Source organism: Stenotrophomonas rhizophila (assembly GCF_001704155.1).
Lineage (GTDB): Bacteria > Pseudomonadota > Gammaproteobacteria > Xanthomonadales > Xanthomonadaceae > Stenotrophomonas > Stenotrophomonas rhizophila_A.
Genome location: NZ_CP016294.1, coordinates 2,739,541 through 2,754,983, shown reverse-complemented (window position 1 = coordinate 2,754,983; position 15,443 = coordinate 2,739,541). Strand labels below are relative to the sequence as shown.

The following is a 15,443-nucleotide window of genomic DNA, read 5'->3' as shown; positions in this document are numbered from 1 at the left end:
CCATTGCGCGGCGGCGTTGTCACGTTCGGCCGCAACGTGCGCCGCCGTGGCCCTTCCGGTAACCTTGCGCCCTTTGAACCCGCAGGACAGCCCCATAGAATGAGCACGACCGCAGCCGCCAGCGCTGGCAAGGGAAGCATGCCGCGCCAGATTCCGTACATCATCGGCAATGAGGCCTGCGAGCGGTTCAGCTTCTATGGGATGCGCAACATCCTGGTGCAGTTCCTGATCACCTCGCTGCTGCTGCAGGAGATCACGGCCGATGGCCGGGCCGGCGAGGCCAAGGACATCATGCACAGCTTCATGATCGGCGTGTACTTCTTCCCGCTGCTGGGCGGCTGGCTGGCCGACAAGTTCTTCGGCAAGTACCACACCATCCTGTGGTTCAGCCTGATCTACTGCGCCGGCCACGCCTGCCTGGCGCTGTTCGAGAACAGCCGCGAAGGCTTCTTCCTCGGGCTGGGCCTGATCGCGCTGGGTGCCGGCGGCATCAAGCCGCTGGTGGCCTCGTTCATGGGCGACCAGTTCGACCAGAGCAACAAGCACCTGGCCAAGATCGTCTTCGACGCGTTCTACTGGATCATCAATTTCGGCTCGCTGTTCGCCTCGCTGCTGATCCCGCTGGCGCTGAAGAACCTCGGCCCGCAGTGGGCGTTCGGCATCCCCGGCATCCTGATGTTCGTGGCCACCTTCGTGTTCTGGCTGGGCCGCAAGCGCTACGTGCTGGTGCCGCTGCCGCCCAAGGACCCGCATTCGTTCGGCAACGTGGTGCGTACCGCGCTGACCGCGCAGGTGCCGGGCAAGGGCCGTCCGGGTCTTACCCTGGCCATCCTGGGCGCGGTGCTGGCAGTGGCCTCGATGGGTCTGGTCGGCAGTCTGGGCATCGTGATCTGCCTGTGCATCGCGCTGGTGCTGGTGCTGGCCGGCGTGGGCGGCGGCACCTGGATCCAGCTCGACCGCGCCCGCGCGGTGCACCCGGCCGAGGCCGTGGAGGGCGTGCGTTCGGTGCTGCGCGTGCTGGTGATCTTCGCGCTGACCACGCCGTTCTTCTCGCTGTTCGACCAGAAGGCGTCCACCTGGGTGCTGCAGGGCCAGCAGATGGCCATGCCGTCCTGGTTCACCGCCTCGCAGATGCAGGCGCTGAACCCGCTGCTGGTGATGATCCTGATTCCGTTCAACAACCTGGTGCTGTACCCGGCCCTGCGCCGCTTCGGCTTCGAGCCGACCGCGCTGCGCCGCATGACCGCCGGCATCGCCTTCAGCGGCCTGGCCTGGATCGTGGTCGGCGGCATCCAGGTGATGATGGATGGCGGCAACGTCATGTCCATCTTCTGGCAGATGCTGCCGTATGCGCTGCTCACCTTCGGTGAGGTGCTGGTCTCGGCAACCGGCCTGGAGTTCGCCTACAGCCAGGCGCCGCAGGCGATGAAGGGCGTGGTGATGAGCTTCTGGAACCTCACCACCACCATCGGCAACCTGTGGGTGCTGCTGTCCAACGCGGCGGTGCGCAACGACACGGTGACCCACCAGATCGCCAGTACCGGGCTCAGCGAGGCCGCGTTCCTGATGTTCTTCTTCGCCGGCTTCGCGTTTGTCGCCGCGTTGGCCTTCGGTTGGTATGCCAAGCGCTATCGTATGGTCGACAACTACCGCGCTGCCTGAGTACCGCCATGACCCCCGTGAACCTGCTGCTGATCGCCATCACCGTTCTGGTCTCCTGGATGGCGTTCAGGAACCGCGCGCTGGCCGACCGCCTGATCCTGTGGCCGCCGGCGGTGGACCGCAAGCGCCAGTACGACCGCCTGGTGACCTACGGGTTCATCCACGCGGACCTGGCGCACCTGGCGTTCAACATGATCACGCTGTTCTTCTTCGGCGGCCAGATCGAGTCGGTGATGGTCAACCTCACCGGCAGCTACCTCACGTACCCGGCGTTCTACCTGGGTGCGCTGGTGGTGTCGATCCTGCCCAGCTACCTGAAGAACCAGAAAAACCCGAACTACATGAGCCTGGGCGCGTCGGGCGCGGTGTCGGCGGTGCTGTTCGCCTTCATCCTGATCAGCCCGTGGAGCATCATCTTCGTGTTCTTCATCCCGGCGCCGGCGATCATCTATGCCGCGTTCTACGTCGGCTACAGCATCTGGATGGACCGCAAGGGCGGTGACCGCATCAACCACAGCGCGCACCTGGCCGGTGCCGCGTTCGGCGTGATCTTCATGCTGGCGATGCGCCCGGCGATCTTCGACCACTTCCTGCGCGAGTTGAGCAACCCGCGCTTCAGCCTGGGCGGCTAGACGCCGCCCGGCACGGGCGCACCCGCCGACGGCGGGTACGCCCCTTCGATCTCACGCAGCGAAACGCTGGTCGGTACCGTAGGTGCTGAGCAGGCGGGTATAGACCTCGTGGTCGATCAGGTCGAACTCCGACCCCTGGGTCTGGCCATTCAGGGCCAGCTGGAACAGGCCTTCCAGCAGCGAGCTGTCGGCGTCGCCGGGCTGGGTGAAGTCGGGTGCATGGTCCATGTGACACTCCTTGGGACACGGATGGGGCAGACAGGTGTCGCAAAACGCGTGCCAGCTTTTGCGGCCTGTCCGAAACCGATATCGGCTTGAATCGGGCGGACTTTAGGACCTTATGTGACCAAATGCGTCGCCTGTTGCCCCTGTTCAGGCTTCACGCGATCATGGCGCTACGCTGCGCACTATCGCGACAGTCGCCGCAGGAGACACCGCCCATGGCTTCGGTCACCCCGCCCGGATTGGCGTACGAGGTGGAGCACGATCTGGCCCGCCACCGGTTCCAGGCCCGGATCCAGGGGTATCTGGCGCTGCTGGATTACCAGATCAAGCGGAAGCGGATGGTCATTACCCATACCGAGGTGCCCGAGGCCATTGCCGGCCGGGGCATCGCCGGGGAGCTGACCAAGGTCGCGCTGCGCTACGCGCGCGACAACAAGTACAAGGTGGTGCCGGCGTGTGCCTACGCCGAGCTGTTCTTCCAACGGCACACCGAGTACGACGACCTGCTGGCGGAATAGACACAGGCCTTTTTCACGGACGAAGGATCATCATGCTGGGTTTCAACAAGGGGATTGCAATGAACATCGCAGGAAACCGCCGCGCGCTGCGTACCGGCGCGCTGGCGTTGGCCGTGGGTCTGGTGCTGCTGGCAGGCTGCAAGCGCGAGGCGGATACCGCCGTCGCACCGGCAACCGACGCCACCACCGCACAGCCGGACACCACCGCGCCGCAGGCCGCCGTCGAGGCGCCGCTGGAGCTGCGTGACGTCATAGAAAACACCCCGCAGGCGGTGGTGGGCATCAGCTACCCGCAGGACGTGAACCGCTTCCCCGGACTGGCCAAGGCGCTGTCGGACTACGCCACGGCGGCGCGCGCTGAACTGCAGCAGGCCGTGGACGGCCTGGGCAACGACAAGCCGACCATGCCCTACGAGCTGTCGCTGAGTTTCGAAAAGGTGCTGGAGACCCCGCAGCTGGTGGTGATCAGCGCCGACGGCAGCCGTTATACCGGCGGTGCCCATGGCGAACCGCTGGTGGCGCGTTTTGTGTGGCTGCCGGAAACGCAGTCGATGCTCACCGCCGACAAGCTGATTGCCGACACCAAGGGCTGGGGCGTGGTCAGCGACTACATCGCCGACCAGCTCAAGGAGCGCGTGGCGACCCGGCTGAGCAGCGAGGACATGGACCCGGGCCAGCTGCAGGAATCGCTGCGCAGCGCCAGCCGCATGATCGCCGACGGCACCGGGGCCAGCGCCGAGAATTTCAGCCAGTTCCAGCCGATGACCGACCCGAACGGGCTGATCACCGCGGTGCGGTTCGTGTTCCCGCCGTACCAGGTGGGCCCGTACTCGGATGGCACCCAGACCGTGGACGTGCCGGCCGCCGTGCTGGCACCGCACGTGGCCCCGGCCTACGCCGGGCTGTTCGCCAAGGGCTAGAAGGGGGCCGACCGTGGACGTGGGGCTGCAACGACGGGTCATCGAGTTGCTGCATGAGGCGGACGTCACCGTTGACGGTGACCGTCCGCACGACATCCATGTACACGACCCGCACTTCTACGCGCGCGTGATCGCGCACGGGTCGCTCGGCCTGGGCGAAAGCTACATGGACGGGCAGTGGGACGCGGAATCGCTGGACGGGTTCCTGCTGCACCTGATGCAGGCGCACCTGGACGAACGCGTGCACGGCTGGCGCGAACTGGGTGACGCGCTCAGGGCCCGGCTGTTCAACCTGCAGGCCGGCGGCGGCAACCTCGAGGTGGGCCGTCGCCATTACGATCTGGGCAACGATCTTTACGGCGCGATGCTGGGCAAGCGGCTGGTCTACAGTTGTGGGTACTGGGTGGACGCGGACGATCTGGACACCGCGCAGGAAGCCAAGCTTGACCTGATCTGCCGTAAGCTCGGGCTACGCCCGGGCCAGCGCGTTCTCGACATCGGCTGCGGCTGGGGCGAGGCGCTGAAGTTCGCTGCCGAGCGCTACGGCGTCTCTGGCGTGGGCATCACCATCTCGCAGGAGCAGGCCGACTACGCGCGTGAGCTGTGCGCCGGGCTGCCGATCGAGATCCGCCTGCAGGACTACCACGAGGTGGACGAGCGCTTCGACGCGATCTTCTCGGTGGGCATGTTCGAGCACGTCGGCGACAAGAACTACCGCAGCTATTTCGAGATGGCGCGGCGTTGCCTGGCAGCGGACGGGTTGTTCCTGCTGCACAGCATCGGCAGCAATCTCTCGCGCCACCGCACCGACCCGTGGATCGCGCGCTACATCTTCCCCAACTCGATGCTGCCGTCGGCGGCGCAGATCACTGCCGCCTATGAAGGCCTGTTCGTGCTGGAGGACTGGCACAGTTTCGGCGCCGACTACGACCGCACGCTGCAGGCCTGGCGCAGCAACGTGGAGGCGGCTTGGCCACGGTTGGACCCGCAACGCTACGACGAACGCTTCAAGCGCATGTGGCGGTTCTACCTGGCCGGCTCGATGGCCAGCTTCCGCTGCCGGCACGCCCAGTTGTGGCAGCTGGTGCTGTCGCCGAACGGCGTGCCGGGCGGGTATGTCGCACCGAGGTGAAAACACGCGAGCGGTGTGGCATGGCCAAGGACATGCATGGCATGTCGCTACGTAGGGGCACGCCATGCGTGTCCGCGATGAACCTGACGCAGCAAAAAAAAACCGCCCGGCATGTGCCGGGCGGTTTTGACTTACAGGCGCGTTACTTCTTTTCCGGAACCAGCCCACGCTTTTCCAGCAGCGGCTCGATCTGCGGTTCGTGGCCGGCGAAATCGCGGAACAGCTGCATGGCATCCACGCTGCCGCCCTTGGAGAGCAGGGTAGCGCGGAAGTGGTCGCCGTTCTTGCGGCTCAGGCCGCCGTTGTCGCGGAACCACTTCTGGGTGTTGGCGTCCAGCACTTCCGACCAGATGTAGGCGTAGTAGCCGGCCGAGTAGCCGCCCATGATGTGGCTGAAGTACGGGGTCTTGTAGCGCGGCGGCACCGGCGCGTAGTAGATGCCGTCCTTCTCCAGCGCCGCGCGCTCGAAGGCCATCACGTCCTTGGCGGCCGGCACCTGGTCCGGGCCGATCTGGTGCCAGCGCTGGTCCAGCATGGCCGCACCCAGGTACTCGGTGGTGGCAAAGCCCTGGTTGAACTTGGCCGCGGCGATCACCTTGTCCAGCAGCGCCTGCGGCATCGCGGTGCCGTTCTGGTAGTGCTTGGCGTAGTTCTTCAGGATGAGCGGGTTGTCCGACCACATCTCGTTGACCTGCGAGGGGAACTCGACGAAGTCACGCGGCACCGAGGTGCCCGAGAAGTAGGGGTACTTCACGTTCGAGAACATGCCGTGCAGGGCGTGGCCGAATTCGTGGAAGGTGGTGGTCACTTCATCCCAGGTCAGCAGGGTCGGCTGGCCGGCCGGCGGCTTGGGAATGTTGAGGTGGTTGGCCACCACCGGCTTGAAGCCGGTCAGCTTGGACTGCGAGACATAGGAGTTCATCCACGCACCGCCACGCTTGGACGCGCGTGCGTACGGGTCGAAGATGAAGATCGCCAGCTGGCTGCCATCGGCGTCGAACACGTCGTAGACGGTCACGTCGTCGTGGTAGACCGGCAGGTCGGTGCGCTGCTTGAAGGTCAGGCCGTATTCCTGGTTGGCGGCGAAGAACACGCCGTTTTCCAGCACGTTCTTCAGCTCGAAGTACGGCTTGAGCTGGGATTCGTCGAAGTTGTACTTGGCCTGACGCACCTTCTCGCTGTAGTAGGCCCAGTCCCATGCCTCGAGCTGGAAGCTCTTCTTGCCGGCGGCCTTCTGTTCCTTGTCGATCATCGCCTGCAGGTCGGCCGCTTCGCGCTTGGCGTTGGCGACCGCAGCCGGGGCGAGCTGGCCGAGCATGGCGTTGACCGCTTCGGGGGTCTTGGCGGTCTGGTTGGTCAGGTTGTAGGCAGCGAAGTTCTCGAAGCCCATCAGCTTGGCCTTGTCGGCGCGCAGCTGCATGATGCGCGCGACCAGCGCGGTGTTGTCGAACTCGCCACCGCGGCTGCCACGGGTGACCGAGGCATCGTAGATCTTCTTGCGCAGGTCGCGGTTGGCCAGGTTGGTCAGCGGCGGCTGGCCGGTGGTGTTGAGCAGGGCGATGACGTACTTGCCGTCCAGCTTGCGGGCCTTGGCCGCTTCGGAGGCGGCAGCGATCTGTTCGGCCGACAGGCCGTCCAGCTGCTTGACGTCGTCGACGATCACGGCCGAGGCGTTCACTTCGTTCTGCACATTCTGGCTGAACTTGGTGCCCAGGTTGGCCAGCTCGGCGTTCATTTCCTTGAGCTTGGTCTTGTCGGCGTCATTGAGCTTGGCGCCGGCGCGCACGTAGCTCTCGTAGTACTTCTCGACCAGACGCACGCCTTCGGCGTCCAGGCCGAGCTGGGTGCGGGTGTCATTCAGGGCCTGGATGCGGGCGAACAGCTTGCCGTTCAGCGCGATCGCATCGCTGTGCGCGGCGAACTTTGCCGAGTAATCGGCCTGCAGCTTCTTGCGCGCATCGTTGGTGTCGGCGCCGACCAGGCTGAAGAACACGGTGGTCGCACGGTCGAGGGTGTCACCGCTCTTTTCCAGGGCGATGAGGGTGTTGTCGAAGGTCGGCTTGGCCTTGTTGTTGGCGATGGCCTCCACTTCCTTCAGCTGCTGGGCCATGCCGGCATCGAAGGCGGGGGCGAAGTCGCTGTCCTTGATCTTGTCGAACTGCGGGTAGTGCAGCGGCAGGGTGCTGTCGGCGAAGAACGGGTTGGCCTGCTGGGCGCTGGCGGCCGCGGGAGCAGCGGCAACGGCGGAATAGGCGGGCAGGGCAAGGCCGAGGGTCACGGCGACGGCAAGGGCAAGGCGGGTGGTCAAGGGGTAATCTCCGGTCAGACAAGTGCCCGAGGTTAACCCGGGGTGAGGGGTGGGGGCTTGTGTCGAAAGGCATGTGCGGTGGTCGTATCGATACAATGGCCACACCCCTCCCTGGAGCACGACCATGACCACCGCCTTCGATTTCTCGTTCGTGGACCTGGACGGCCGGAAGCAGGACCTTGACCAGTACCGTGGCAAGGCGCTGCTGCTGGTAAACGTGGCCAGCAAATGCGGCTTCACGCCCCAGTACGAGGGCCTGGAGGAGGTGTGGCGGGAGTATCGCGACCAGGGCCTGGTGGTGATCGGCTTCCCGTGCGATCAGTTCGGCCACCAGGAACCCGGCGACGCGGACGAGATTCGCAGTTTCTGCTCGCTGACCTACGGGGTGGACTTCCCGCTGTCGGAGAAGATCGAGGTCAACGGGGATGGCGCGCACCCGCTGTGGAAATGGCTCAAGGCCGAGAAGTCCGGCCTGCTGGGCATCGGCGCGATCAAATGGAACTTCAGCAAGTTCCTGGTCGGCCGTGATGGCAAGGTGCTCGAACGCTACGCCCCCACGGACAAACCGGAAAACCTGCGGGGCGATATCGAAGCCGCGCTGGAGTAGTCATTTACTTTTCGACGAACGCGCGCTCGAACACGTAGTGGCCGGGCGTACCGATCCGCGGGGAGGTCTGGAAGCCACGGGCGTCCAGCACGCTGCGCAGGTCGGCCAGCATCTGCGGGCTGCCGCAGATCATGGCGCGGTCGTTTTCCGGGCTCAGTTCGGGCAGGCCCAGGGTGCGCTGCATCTCGCCGCTTTCCATCAGCGAGGTCAGCCGGCCCTGGTTCGGGAACGGTTCGCGGGTCACCGCCGGGTAGTAGAGCAGCTTGTCGCCGATCATCTCGCCCAGGAACTCATGCTCGCGCAGTTCCTTCTCGAACAGCTCGCGGTAGGCCAGGTCCTTTTCGTAGCGCACGCCGTGGGTCAGGATCACCTTGTCGAAGCGCTCGTAGGTTTCCGGGTCCTTGATCACCGACAGCCACGGCGCCAGGCCGGTGCCGGTGCCCAGCAGGTACAGGTGCTTGCCCGGGTGCAGGTCGCTGATCAGCAGGGTGCCGGTGGGCTTCTTGCCAACCAGCACCTTGTCGCCCGGCTTGATGTGCTGCAGGCGCGAGGTCAGCGGGCCGTCCTGGACCTTGATGCTGAAGAATTCCAGGTTCTCTTCCCAGTTCGCGCTGGCGATGGAATACGCGCGCAGCAGCGGCCGCGCTTCGGTTTCCAGGCCGATCATCACGAACTGGCCGTTCTCGAAGCGGAAACCGCTGTCGCGGGTCGTGGTGAAGCTGAAGTAGGCGTCGGTCCAGTGACGGACCTCAAGCACCGTTTCGGCGCCGAAAGCGGAAGACATGGGGAGGGGGTCTGATCTGTGTTGTCCCGCCCAGTTTATCTCAAATGAGATAAATTCTCATTGAACCCCGTTCAGCGATATCCCGCAGCCTGCAGTTCGAACAGCTCGGCGTAGCGGCCTCCCTGCGCCATCAGCTGGGCGTGGGTGCCACTGGCCTCGATCCGCCCACCGGCCAGCACCAGGATCCGGTCGGCCATGCGCACCGAGGAGAACCGGTGCGAGATCAGGACGGCGGTGCGGTTGTCGGACAGCTCCTTGAAGCGCTGGAACACCTCGAATTCGGCGCGCGCATCCAGCGCGGCAGTGGGTTCGTCCAGGATCATCACCTGCGCATCGCGCATGTAGGCGCGCGCGATGGCGATCTTCTGCCACTGGCCGCCGGACAGGTCCACGCCCTGCTTGAAGCGGCGCCCGATCAGCTGCTCGTAGCCCTGCGGCAGCCCGGCAATCACGTCTTCGGCCATGCCTCGGCGCGCGGCGTCGCGGATGCGCGCATCGTCGGTCATCGCTTCGACCAGGCCCACCCCGATGTTCTCGCCGGCACTGAGGTTGTAGCGCACGAAATCCTGGAAGATCACCCCCATGTTGGCGCGCAGGTCGTCCAGGTCGTAGTCGCGCAGGTCGCGGCCGTCGAGCAGGATGCGGCCTTCGTCCGGGTCGTACAGCCGTGCCAGCAGCTTCACCAGCGTGGTCTTGCCGGCGCCGTTCTCGCCGACCAGGGCCAGCACTTCGCCCGCGCGCAGCTCGAAATCCAGATGGCGCACCGCCCAGCTTTCCGCGTCGGGATACTGGAAGCCCACGTTCTCGAACACGAAGCCCTGGGTGATCGGCTGCGGCACCGGCACCGCGTCTGGGCGCGAATGGATTTCCGGCTGGATCTGGAAGAACGAAAACAGATCGTCCAGGTACAGCGCCTGGCTGGCCACCTGCGAAAAGCCGATCAGCAGGCCTTCCAGCAGCTGGCGCAGGCGCAGGAAGCTGCCGGCCAGGAAGGTCAGGTCGCCGATGGAGAAGTCGCCGCGCACCGTGCGCCAGGCGATGTAGGCATAGGCGGTGTAGTAGCCGAGCGTGCCCAGGGCGGCCAGCAGGGTGCCCCAGAACGCGCGTTTGCGCGCCAGCGCGCGGTTGGCGCGGAAGAACTTGTCGGCCAGGAACCGGTAGCGGTCGATCAGGAAGCGGTGGAGGTTGAAGATCTTCACCTCCTTGGCGGTTTCCACGCTGGCACCGATCTGGCGCAGGTAGTCCAGCTGGCGGCGCTCGGGAGTCCACTGGAAGTTGAGGCTGTAGCCGGCCGCGTTGAAGTGCGATTCGCCGATGAACGCCGGCACCAGTGCCACGCCCAGCAGCAGGATCAACCACGGCGCGTAGACCAGCAGGCCCACCGCCAGGCTGGCCACGGTGATGGCGTCCTGGACCTGGCCGAACAGCTGGCTCATCAGGTTCATCCGGCCCATGGTCTGGCGCCGGGCGCGGTCCAGCTTGTCCTGCAGGTCCGGGTCCTCGAAGTCCTCCAGGTCCAGCTCTGCCGCGTGTTCCATCAGGCGCACGCTGGTGACGTTGGTGAACAGCTCCGAGAGCAGGGTGTCGGCGTAGCTGACGATGCGGCCGAGCAGGTCCGAGGCGATGGCCAGGCCGAATTCCAGCGCCAGCAGGCCCAGCAGGGGATTGAGCAGGCCGCTGTAGAGCGCTTCATCGAACGGCGGGAAGCCGGCCTCGTGCCGGCTCAGCAGCAGCGCCGCATCGATGATGAGCTTGCCCACGTACAGCATCGCCACCGGCAGCAGCGCACGGATGACGCGCAATCCCAGGCTGGCGCTGGCCAGTGCCGGGCTGGTCTGCCAGACCTGGCGCAGGAACGGGGGCAGGTTGCGCATCGCCTGGAAGCGTTCGCGCAGGCTGGGATTCTTCGGGCCGGAAGCGCCGGCGGCGGGGGAGGCGGGCATGGCCCCATTGTGCCTGCGATCGCCGTGAAGCCCGGTTGTTTACCAAAGGGGGGCGTCATCCTATGACGGGCCCGGATTGCCTGCTGTGACAGGGCCCGGCGCAGTTGTCGGGAGTGATTCCCACCACCGCCGGGCCGGGGCGCTAAAATGGTGGGCTTACCCCCGCCAGCCCCGAGCAAGCGAGCATTACGTGACATCGATCAAGCAGGAAGACCTCATCCAGTCCATCGCCGACGCGCTGCAGTACATCTCGTACTACCACCCGGTCGACTACATCAAGAGCCTCACCGCCGCCTACGAGCGCGAGGAGTCGCCGGCCGCGAAGGAAGCGATGGCCCAGATCCTGATCAATTCCCGCATGTGCGCCGAAGGCCATCGGCCGATCTGCCAGGACACCGGCATCGTCACCGTGTTCCTGGAAGTGGGTATGAACGTGCGCTGGGACGACGCCACCATGAGCCTGGAAGACATGGCCAATGAAGGCGTGCGCCGGGCGTACAACCACCCGGACAACAAGCTGCGCGCCTCGGTGCTGGCCGATCCGGCCGGCAAGCGCGTCAATACCAAGGACAACACCCCGGGCGTGGTCAACATGAAGATCGTGCCGGGCGACACCGTGGACGTGATCGTGGCGGCCAAGGGCGGCGGTTCCGAAGCCAAGAGCAAGTTCGCCATGCTCAACCCTTCCGACTCCATCGTGGACTGGGTGCTCAAGACCGTGCCGACCATGGGTGCAGGCTGGTGCCCGCCAGGCATGCTCGGCATTGGCATCGGTGGCACTGCTGAAAAAGCGATGCTGCTGGCCAAGGAATCGCTGATGGAGCCGATCGACATCAACGAACTCAAGGCCCGTGGCGCCTCCAACCGCGCCGAAGAACTGCGCCTGGAGCTGTACGACAAGGTCAACGCGCTGGGCATCGGCGCACAGGGCCTGGGCGGCCTGACCACGGTGCTGGACATCAAGGTCAAGGACTTCCCGACCCACGCGGCCAACCTGCCGGTGGCGATGATCCCCAACTGCGCCGCCACCCGCCACGCCCACTTCACCCTGGACGGCAGCGGCCCGGTGATGCTGGACCCGCCGTCGCTGGAAGACTGGCCGCAGATCACCTACGACGCCTCCAAGGGCACCCGCGTCGACCTGGATACCATCACCCCGGAAGACGTGGCCAGCTGGAAGCCGGGCCAGACCCTGCTGCTCAACGGCAAGCTGCTCACCGGCCGCGATGCCGCGCACAAGCGCATGGTGGACATGCTCAACAAGGGCGAGCCGCTGCCGGTCGACCTCAAGGGCCGCTTCATCTATTACGTGGGTCCGGTCGATCCGGTACGCGAGGAAGTGGTGGGCCCGGCCGGCCCGACCACCGCCACCCGCATGGACAAGTTCACCCGCCAGGTGCTGGAACAGACCGGCCTGCTGGGCATGGTCGGCAAGGCCGAGCGCGGCCCGGCCGCGATCGAGGCGATCCGTGACAACAAGTCGGCGTACCTGATGGCGGTGGGCGGTTCTGCCTACCTGGTGTCCAAGGCGATCAAGGCGGCCAAGGTGGTCGGCTTTGCGGACCTGGGCATGGAAGCGATCTACGAATTCACCGTGCAGGACATGCCGGTGACCGTGGCGGTGGATTCCACGGGTGAATCGGTGCACATCACCGGTCCGCGCGAATGGCAGGCGAAGATCGGCAGGATCCCGGTGGTCGTGGCCTGATGCTTCTTGAACAACGGCGCTTCTGGGCGCCGTTGTTCGTTCTACCGGCGCGCGCATAATCAGGGCCTTCCCAACCGCAGGTCCCGCGCATGGCCACCACGTTGTACGGATCCTCCAGCACCGCCTCGCTGGTAGTGCATTGGCTGCTGATCGAACTGGGCATCGAGCACAAACTGGTGCTGCTCGATTTCGATACCCGCGAGCAGAAATCGGCCGATTACCTGGCCCTCAACCCGGCCGGGCGCGTGCCCACGTTGGTGATCGGCAGCCAGGTCCTGACCGAAGCGGCGGCGATCGCCCTGCACCTGGCCGACCTGCACCCGCAGGCGGGGCTGCTGCCGGCGCCGGGCACGCCCGAGCGTGCGCAGGCCTACCGGTGGATGTTCTGGTGCGCCAACACCCTGCAGCCGGCGTACCGCGCGTGGTTCTATGCCGATGAAGTGGCCGGTGCGGACAACGTGGACGCGGTACGCGAGGGCGCGCGCCAGCAGCTGGAAGCGGGGTGGGCACGGTTCGCCGAGCACCTGCAGCAGGCGGGGCCGTACGTGCTGGGCGAACGCATCAGCGTGGTCGATTTCATGCTGGTGATGCTGATGCGCTGGTCACGCAACATGCCGCGGCCCAGCGATACCTGGCCGGAACTGAAGGCCTACGCAGAGCGCATCAAAGCGCGCCCGGCGTTCGCCGAAGCCTACCGCCGCGAAGGCATCACCGACTGGCGGTGATACCGCGTAGCGCCGCGCCGCGCCCGGCGTGGCTGCGGCGCAGCGTCAGTACCACTCCAGCAACGACACACCCAGGCCGATGTAGGTCGCCTTGTGGTTGTAATCGATCATGCTTTCGCCGTACCCATCGAAGATCTGCACATGCCCGCGCAGCAGGTTGCTGATCGGGAAGCCGTAATCCAGCTGCAGCGCCCCGTGCGAACGGTCGCCACCGCGCAGTGAATGCCGCGCCATCAGCGAAACTTCGTGGCCGTTGCGGTTCCAGGTCAGGGTCGCGTCGCCGCGGCCCATGTAATCCTCGATGTCCGGGTTGTTGTCGTCTTCACGGTCTTCGGGCAGGCGGTACCACGGGCGCAGCACCAGCGCCCAGTTTTCGCGGTCCAGGCCGATGTTGGCGATCACCCGGTTCCAGCTGCGCGACAGCGGGTCGGCGCGGCCGTTGGACATGTGGGTGAGGCTGAGCCCGCTCATGCGCCCGCGCCAGCCGCCGATGGAATAGCCGTTGCGGAAGACCATCATGATCTCCGGCTCGTAATTGGTTTCGCGGAACGGGCGCGAGTTGTCGGCGTTGTAGGCCTGCCAGCGCGAGCTCTGGGTATACCCGGCCCAGATGTCGCCGTTGTCGCCGAACACGTTCTCCCAGACCTTGGTCTTGAAGCTCAGCTGGAACTTCAGCTCGTTGCTGTCCAGCTGCTGTGGCGTGGTCACCGTGTTTTCCGGGTTGGGCGAGTGCGGCATCTGGTTCTTGTCGCTGGTCCAGAACGCGGGCAGCAGGTACACCGGCTTGTAGGCGCGCAGCTGGAACGCCCCCAGCTTGGAGTCCTGCGCCAGTTCCCAGCGGCTGTCCAGCAACGAACCCTTGCCGGCATTGGCCAGCGCGGAATCATGGCCATCGTTCTTGAACACCTCGCCCAGCCGCTGCTTGACCCGTTCGGTGGGCGGGACATCCGGCGTACGCGCCGCCTGGCGCTCTTCGCGACGCTCCTGCTTGGCGGCGGTGGCAGCGGCATCGGCCGCTTGGGTGGTTTCCACCGTGGGCCGGAACAGCTTGTCGTAGCAGGCCAGGCGGGCCACGTCGGTGCCTACCAGCGCGCAGGCTTCAGGCGATGCCGGCGTCGGCGCGGCTTCCTGGGCGGCCAGCGGCAGGCTGGCGCTGGCCAGCGCCAAGGCAGAGAACAGGGCCGAACGAGGGCGGTGGGTCATGGAGGCGGGCCGATGAATGGAGGGGAGCGCGGACAGTGTGGAGGCTGCCCGACGTTCCCGCCAGCGCAACGCGACGCACTGACGGGATCAGCGCGTTTATGCCGGTGTCCCCCGTGCGCGCAACGTGAAGCTGGCCGGGCTCAGAAGAACCAGGCGAACGCGAAGATGCCCAGCATCGCGATCACCAGCGCCAGCTTGAGTGCGAACCCCAGCAGGATGCCCAGCCAGGTAGCCAACCCCACCTTGGTGGACCGGCCCAGTTCGCGCGTATGCCAGTACTCGCCGAGCAATGCGCCGGCCAGTGGTCCGGCGAACAGGCCGATCGGCATGAAGAACACGCCGACGATGCTGCCGATGAACGTACCCCACAGCGCCTTGCGGCTGGCCCCGACCCGCTTGGCGCCCACTACCGTGGCCAACACGTCCACGGCAAACGAGGCCAGGGTCAGCAGGCCGAGCACCGTCAACGGTACCCAGCCCACATGCACGAAGCCGTCGCCCCAGGCCGCCACCAGCAGGCCGGCGAAGACCAGCGGGATCCCGGGCAGGGCGGGCAGGATGATGCCGGCGATACCGACCAGGACCAGCACCACGGCGATCAGGTAAAAGATGAATGAAGGGTCCATGCTGTCCAGTATGGTCGTCTATTTGGGGTTGACATATGTGAAATAAGCCAGTTGCTTTTTCATTTGGCCCGGGTTAAGTTGCAGACGCTGAGCTTGGCAAGGTCACCGTGGATCGTGGCCTGATGATGGTAGATCTTCCGATCCGCTCCATCGATGCACCTCGCTTCCCCCTTGCTTGTCAGCCGCCCACAAGGCGTAACCAACTACAAGTCAGTCAGGGAGTAAGGAAGATGGCAGAGAAGGGCACCGTCAAGTGGTTCAATGACGCGAAGGGCTTCGGTTTCATCAGCCGTGAAAGCGGTGAGGACGTGTTCGTACACTTCCGTGCAATCGATTCCCAGGGCTTCAAGAGTCTGAAGGAAGGCCAAGCGGTCGAGTTTGAAGTGACCCAGGGCCAGAAGGGCCTGCAGGCCGACAAGGTGCGCCCGCTCTAAGCGCGCACCGCTCCGG

The 15,443-nt window shown here is 65.5% G+C and carries 15 protein-coding genes; 9 read left to right on the top strand and 6 right to left on the bottom strand.

Annotation, left to right across the window (positions count from 1 at the left end; all coding sequences use genetic code 11):
- The first annotated feature begins 99 nt into the window (after nt 1–99).
- Both BAY15_RS12310 and BAY15_RS12305 read left to right on the top strand, forming a co-directional pair.
- On the top strand, nt 100–1,662 hold the full coding sequence (locus BAY15_RS12310; protein ID WP_068853049.1) for an oligopeptide:H+ symporter: 1,563 nt from the start codon (nt 100–102) through the stop codon (nt 1,660–1,662).
- Nucleotides 1,663–1,670: 8 nt separating this feature from the next.
- Nucleotides 1,671–2,294, top strand: a complete 624-nt coding sequence (locus tag BAY15_RS12305) for a rhomboid family intramembrane serine protease (protein WP_068853046.1) — start codon at nt 1,671–1,673, stop codon at nt 2,292–2,294.
- Between the two features lie 51 nt (nt 2,295–2,345).
- On the opposite strand, the gene BAY15_RS19375 is transcribed toward BAY15_RS12305, so the two are convergent.
- The gene (locus BAY15_RS19375; protein ID WP_167693302.1) at nt 2,346–2,522 is read right to left on the bottom strand and encodes a hypothetical protein; all 177 of its coding nucleotides are present in this window, start codon (nt 2,520–2,522) and stop codon (nt 2,346–2,348) included.
- Between the two features lie 212 nt (nt 2,523–2,734).
- Here BAY15_RS19375 and BAY15_RS12300 point away from each other — a divergent pair, with 212 nt between their 5' ends.
- From BAY15_RS12300 to cfa, 3 genes are read left to right on the top strand one after another with little or no spacing between them, the layout of a single operon-like run.
- The gene (locus BAY15_RS12300) at nt 2,735–3,037 is read left to right on the top strand and encodes a GNAT family N-acetyltransferase (RefSeq protein WP_068853043.1); all 303 of its coding nucleotides are present in this window, start codon (nt 2,735–2,737) and stop codon (nt 3,035–3,037) included.
- Nucleotides 3,038–3,096: 59 nt separating this feature from the next.
- Nucleotides 3,097–3,957: a DUF3298 and DUF4163 domain-containing protein gene (locus BAY15_RS12295; RefSeq protein ID WP_068854700.1), complete on the top strand. Its 861-nt coding sequence runs from the start codon at nt 3,097–3,099 to the stop codon at nt 3,955–3,957.
- Between the two features lie 13 nt (nt 3,958–3,970).
- Nucleotides 3,971–5,089, top strand: coding sequence for a cyclopropane fatty acyl phospholipid synthase (gene cfa / locus BAY15_RS12290; RefSeq protein WP_068853042.1), 1,119 nt, complete (start codon nt 3,971–3,973; stop codon nt 5,087–5,089).
- Between the two features lie 142 nt (nt 5,090–5,231).
- On the opposite strand, the gene BAY15_RS12285 is transcribed toward cfa, so the two are convergent.
- Nucleotides 5,232–7,397, bottom strand: coding sequence for a M3 family metallopeptidase (locus tag BAY15_RS12285; protein ID WP_068853040.1), 2,166 nt, complete (start codon nt 7,395–7,397; stop codon nt 5,232–5,234).
- 124 nt (nt 7,398–7,521) lie between these two features.
- Between BAY15_RS12285 and BAY15_RS12280 the strand changes: the two genes are divergently transcribed.
- Entirely contained in the window at nt 7,522–8,004 is a 483-nt protein-coding gene (locus BAY15_RS12280) for a glutathione peroxidase (RefSeq protein ID WP_068853029.1), read from the top strand.
- 4 nt (nt 8,005–8,008) lie between these two features.
- Here BAY15_RS12280 and BAY15_RS12275 read toward each other — a convergent pair whose 3' ends face one another.
- Complete coding sequence (locus BAY15_RS12275) at nt 8,009–8,788, bottom strand: ferredoxin--NADP reductase (protein WP_068853026.1); 780 nt, start codon at nt 8,786–8,788, stop codon at nt 8,009–8,011.
- 71 nt (nt 8,789–8,859) lie between these two features.
- The gene (locus BAY15_RS12270; protein ID WP_068853025.1) at nt 8,860–10,731 is read right to left on the bottom strand and encodes an ABC transporter ATP-binding protein; all 1,872 of its coding nucleotides are present in this window, start codon (nt 10,729–10,731) and stop codon (nt 8,860–8,862) included.
- Between the two features lie 190 nt (nt 10,732–10,921).
- Here BAY15_RS12270 and BAY15_RS12265 point away from each other — a divergent pair, with 190 nt between their 5' ends.
- Both BAY15_RS12265 and BAY15_RS12260 read left to right on the top strand, forming a co-directional pair.
- Complete coding sequence (locus BAY15_RS12265; protein WP_068853024.1) at nt 10,922–12,439, top strand: fumarate hydratase; 1,518 nt, start codon at nt 10,922–10,924, stop codon at nt 12,437–12,439.
- 89 nt (nt 12,440–12,528) lie between these two features.
- On the top strand, nt 12,529–13,164 hold the full coding sequence (locus tag BAY15_RS12260) for a glutathione S-transferase family protein (protein WP_068853023.1): 636 nt from the start codon (nt 12,529–12,531) through the stop codon (nt 13,162–13,164).
- Between the two features lie 45 nt (nt 13,165–13,209).
- On the opposite strand, the gene BAY15_RS12255 is transcribed toward BAY15_RS12260, so the two are convergent.
- Together BAY15_RS12255 and BAY15_RS12250 are read right to left on the bottom strand one after the other, a co-directional pair.
- The gene (locus BAY15_RS12255; protein ID WP_068853022.1) at nt 13,210–14,367 is read right to left on the bottom strand and encodes a phospholipase A; all 1,158 of its coding nucleotides are present in this window, start codon (nt 14,365–14,367) and stop codon (nt 13,210–13,212) included.
- Nucleotides 14,368–14,507: 140 nt separating this feature from the next.
- Nucleotides 14,508–14,993, bottom strand: a complete 486-nt coding sequence (locus tag BAY15_RS12250; RefSeq protein WP_068853021.1) for a DUF456 domain-containing protein — start codon at nt 14,991–14,993, stop codon at nt 14,508–14,510.
- Nucleotides 14,994–15,223: 230 nt separating this feature from the next.
- On the opposite strand from BAY15_RS12250, the gene BAY15_RS12245 reads away from it, so the two are divergent.
- Nucleotides 15,224–15,427: a cold-shock protein gene (locus tag BAY15_RS12245; RefSeq protein ID WP_068853019.1), complete on the top strand. Its 204-nt coding sequence runs from the start codon at nt 15,224–15,226 to the stop codon at nt 15,425–15,427.
- Nucleotides 15,428–15,443: the final 16 nt, after the last annotated feature.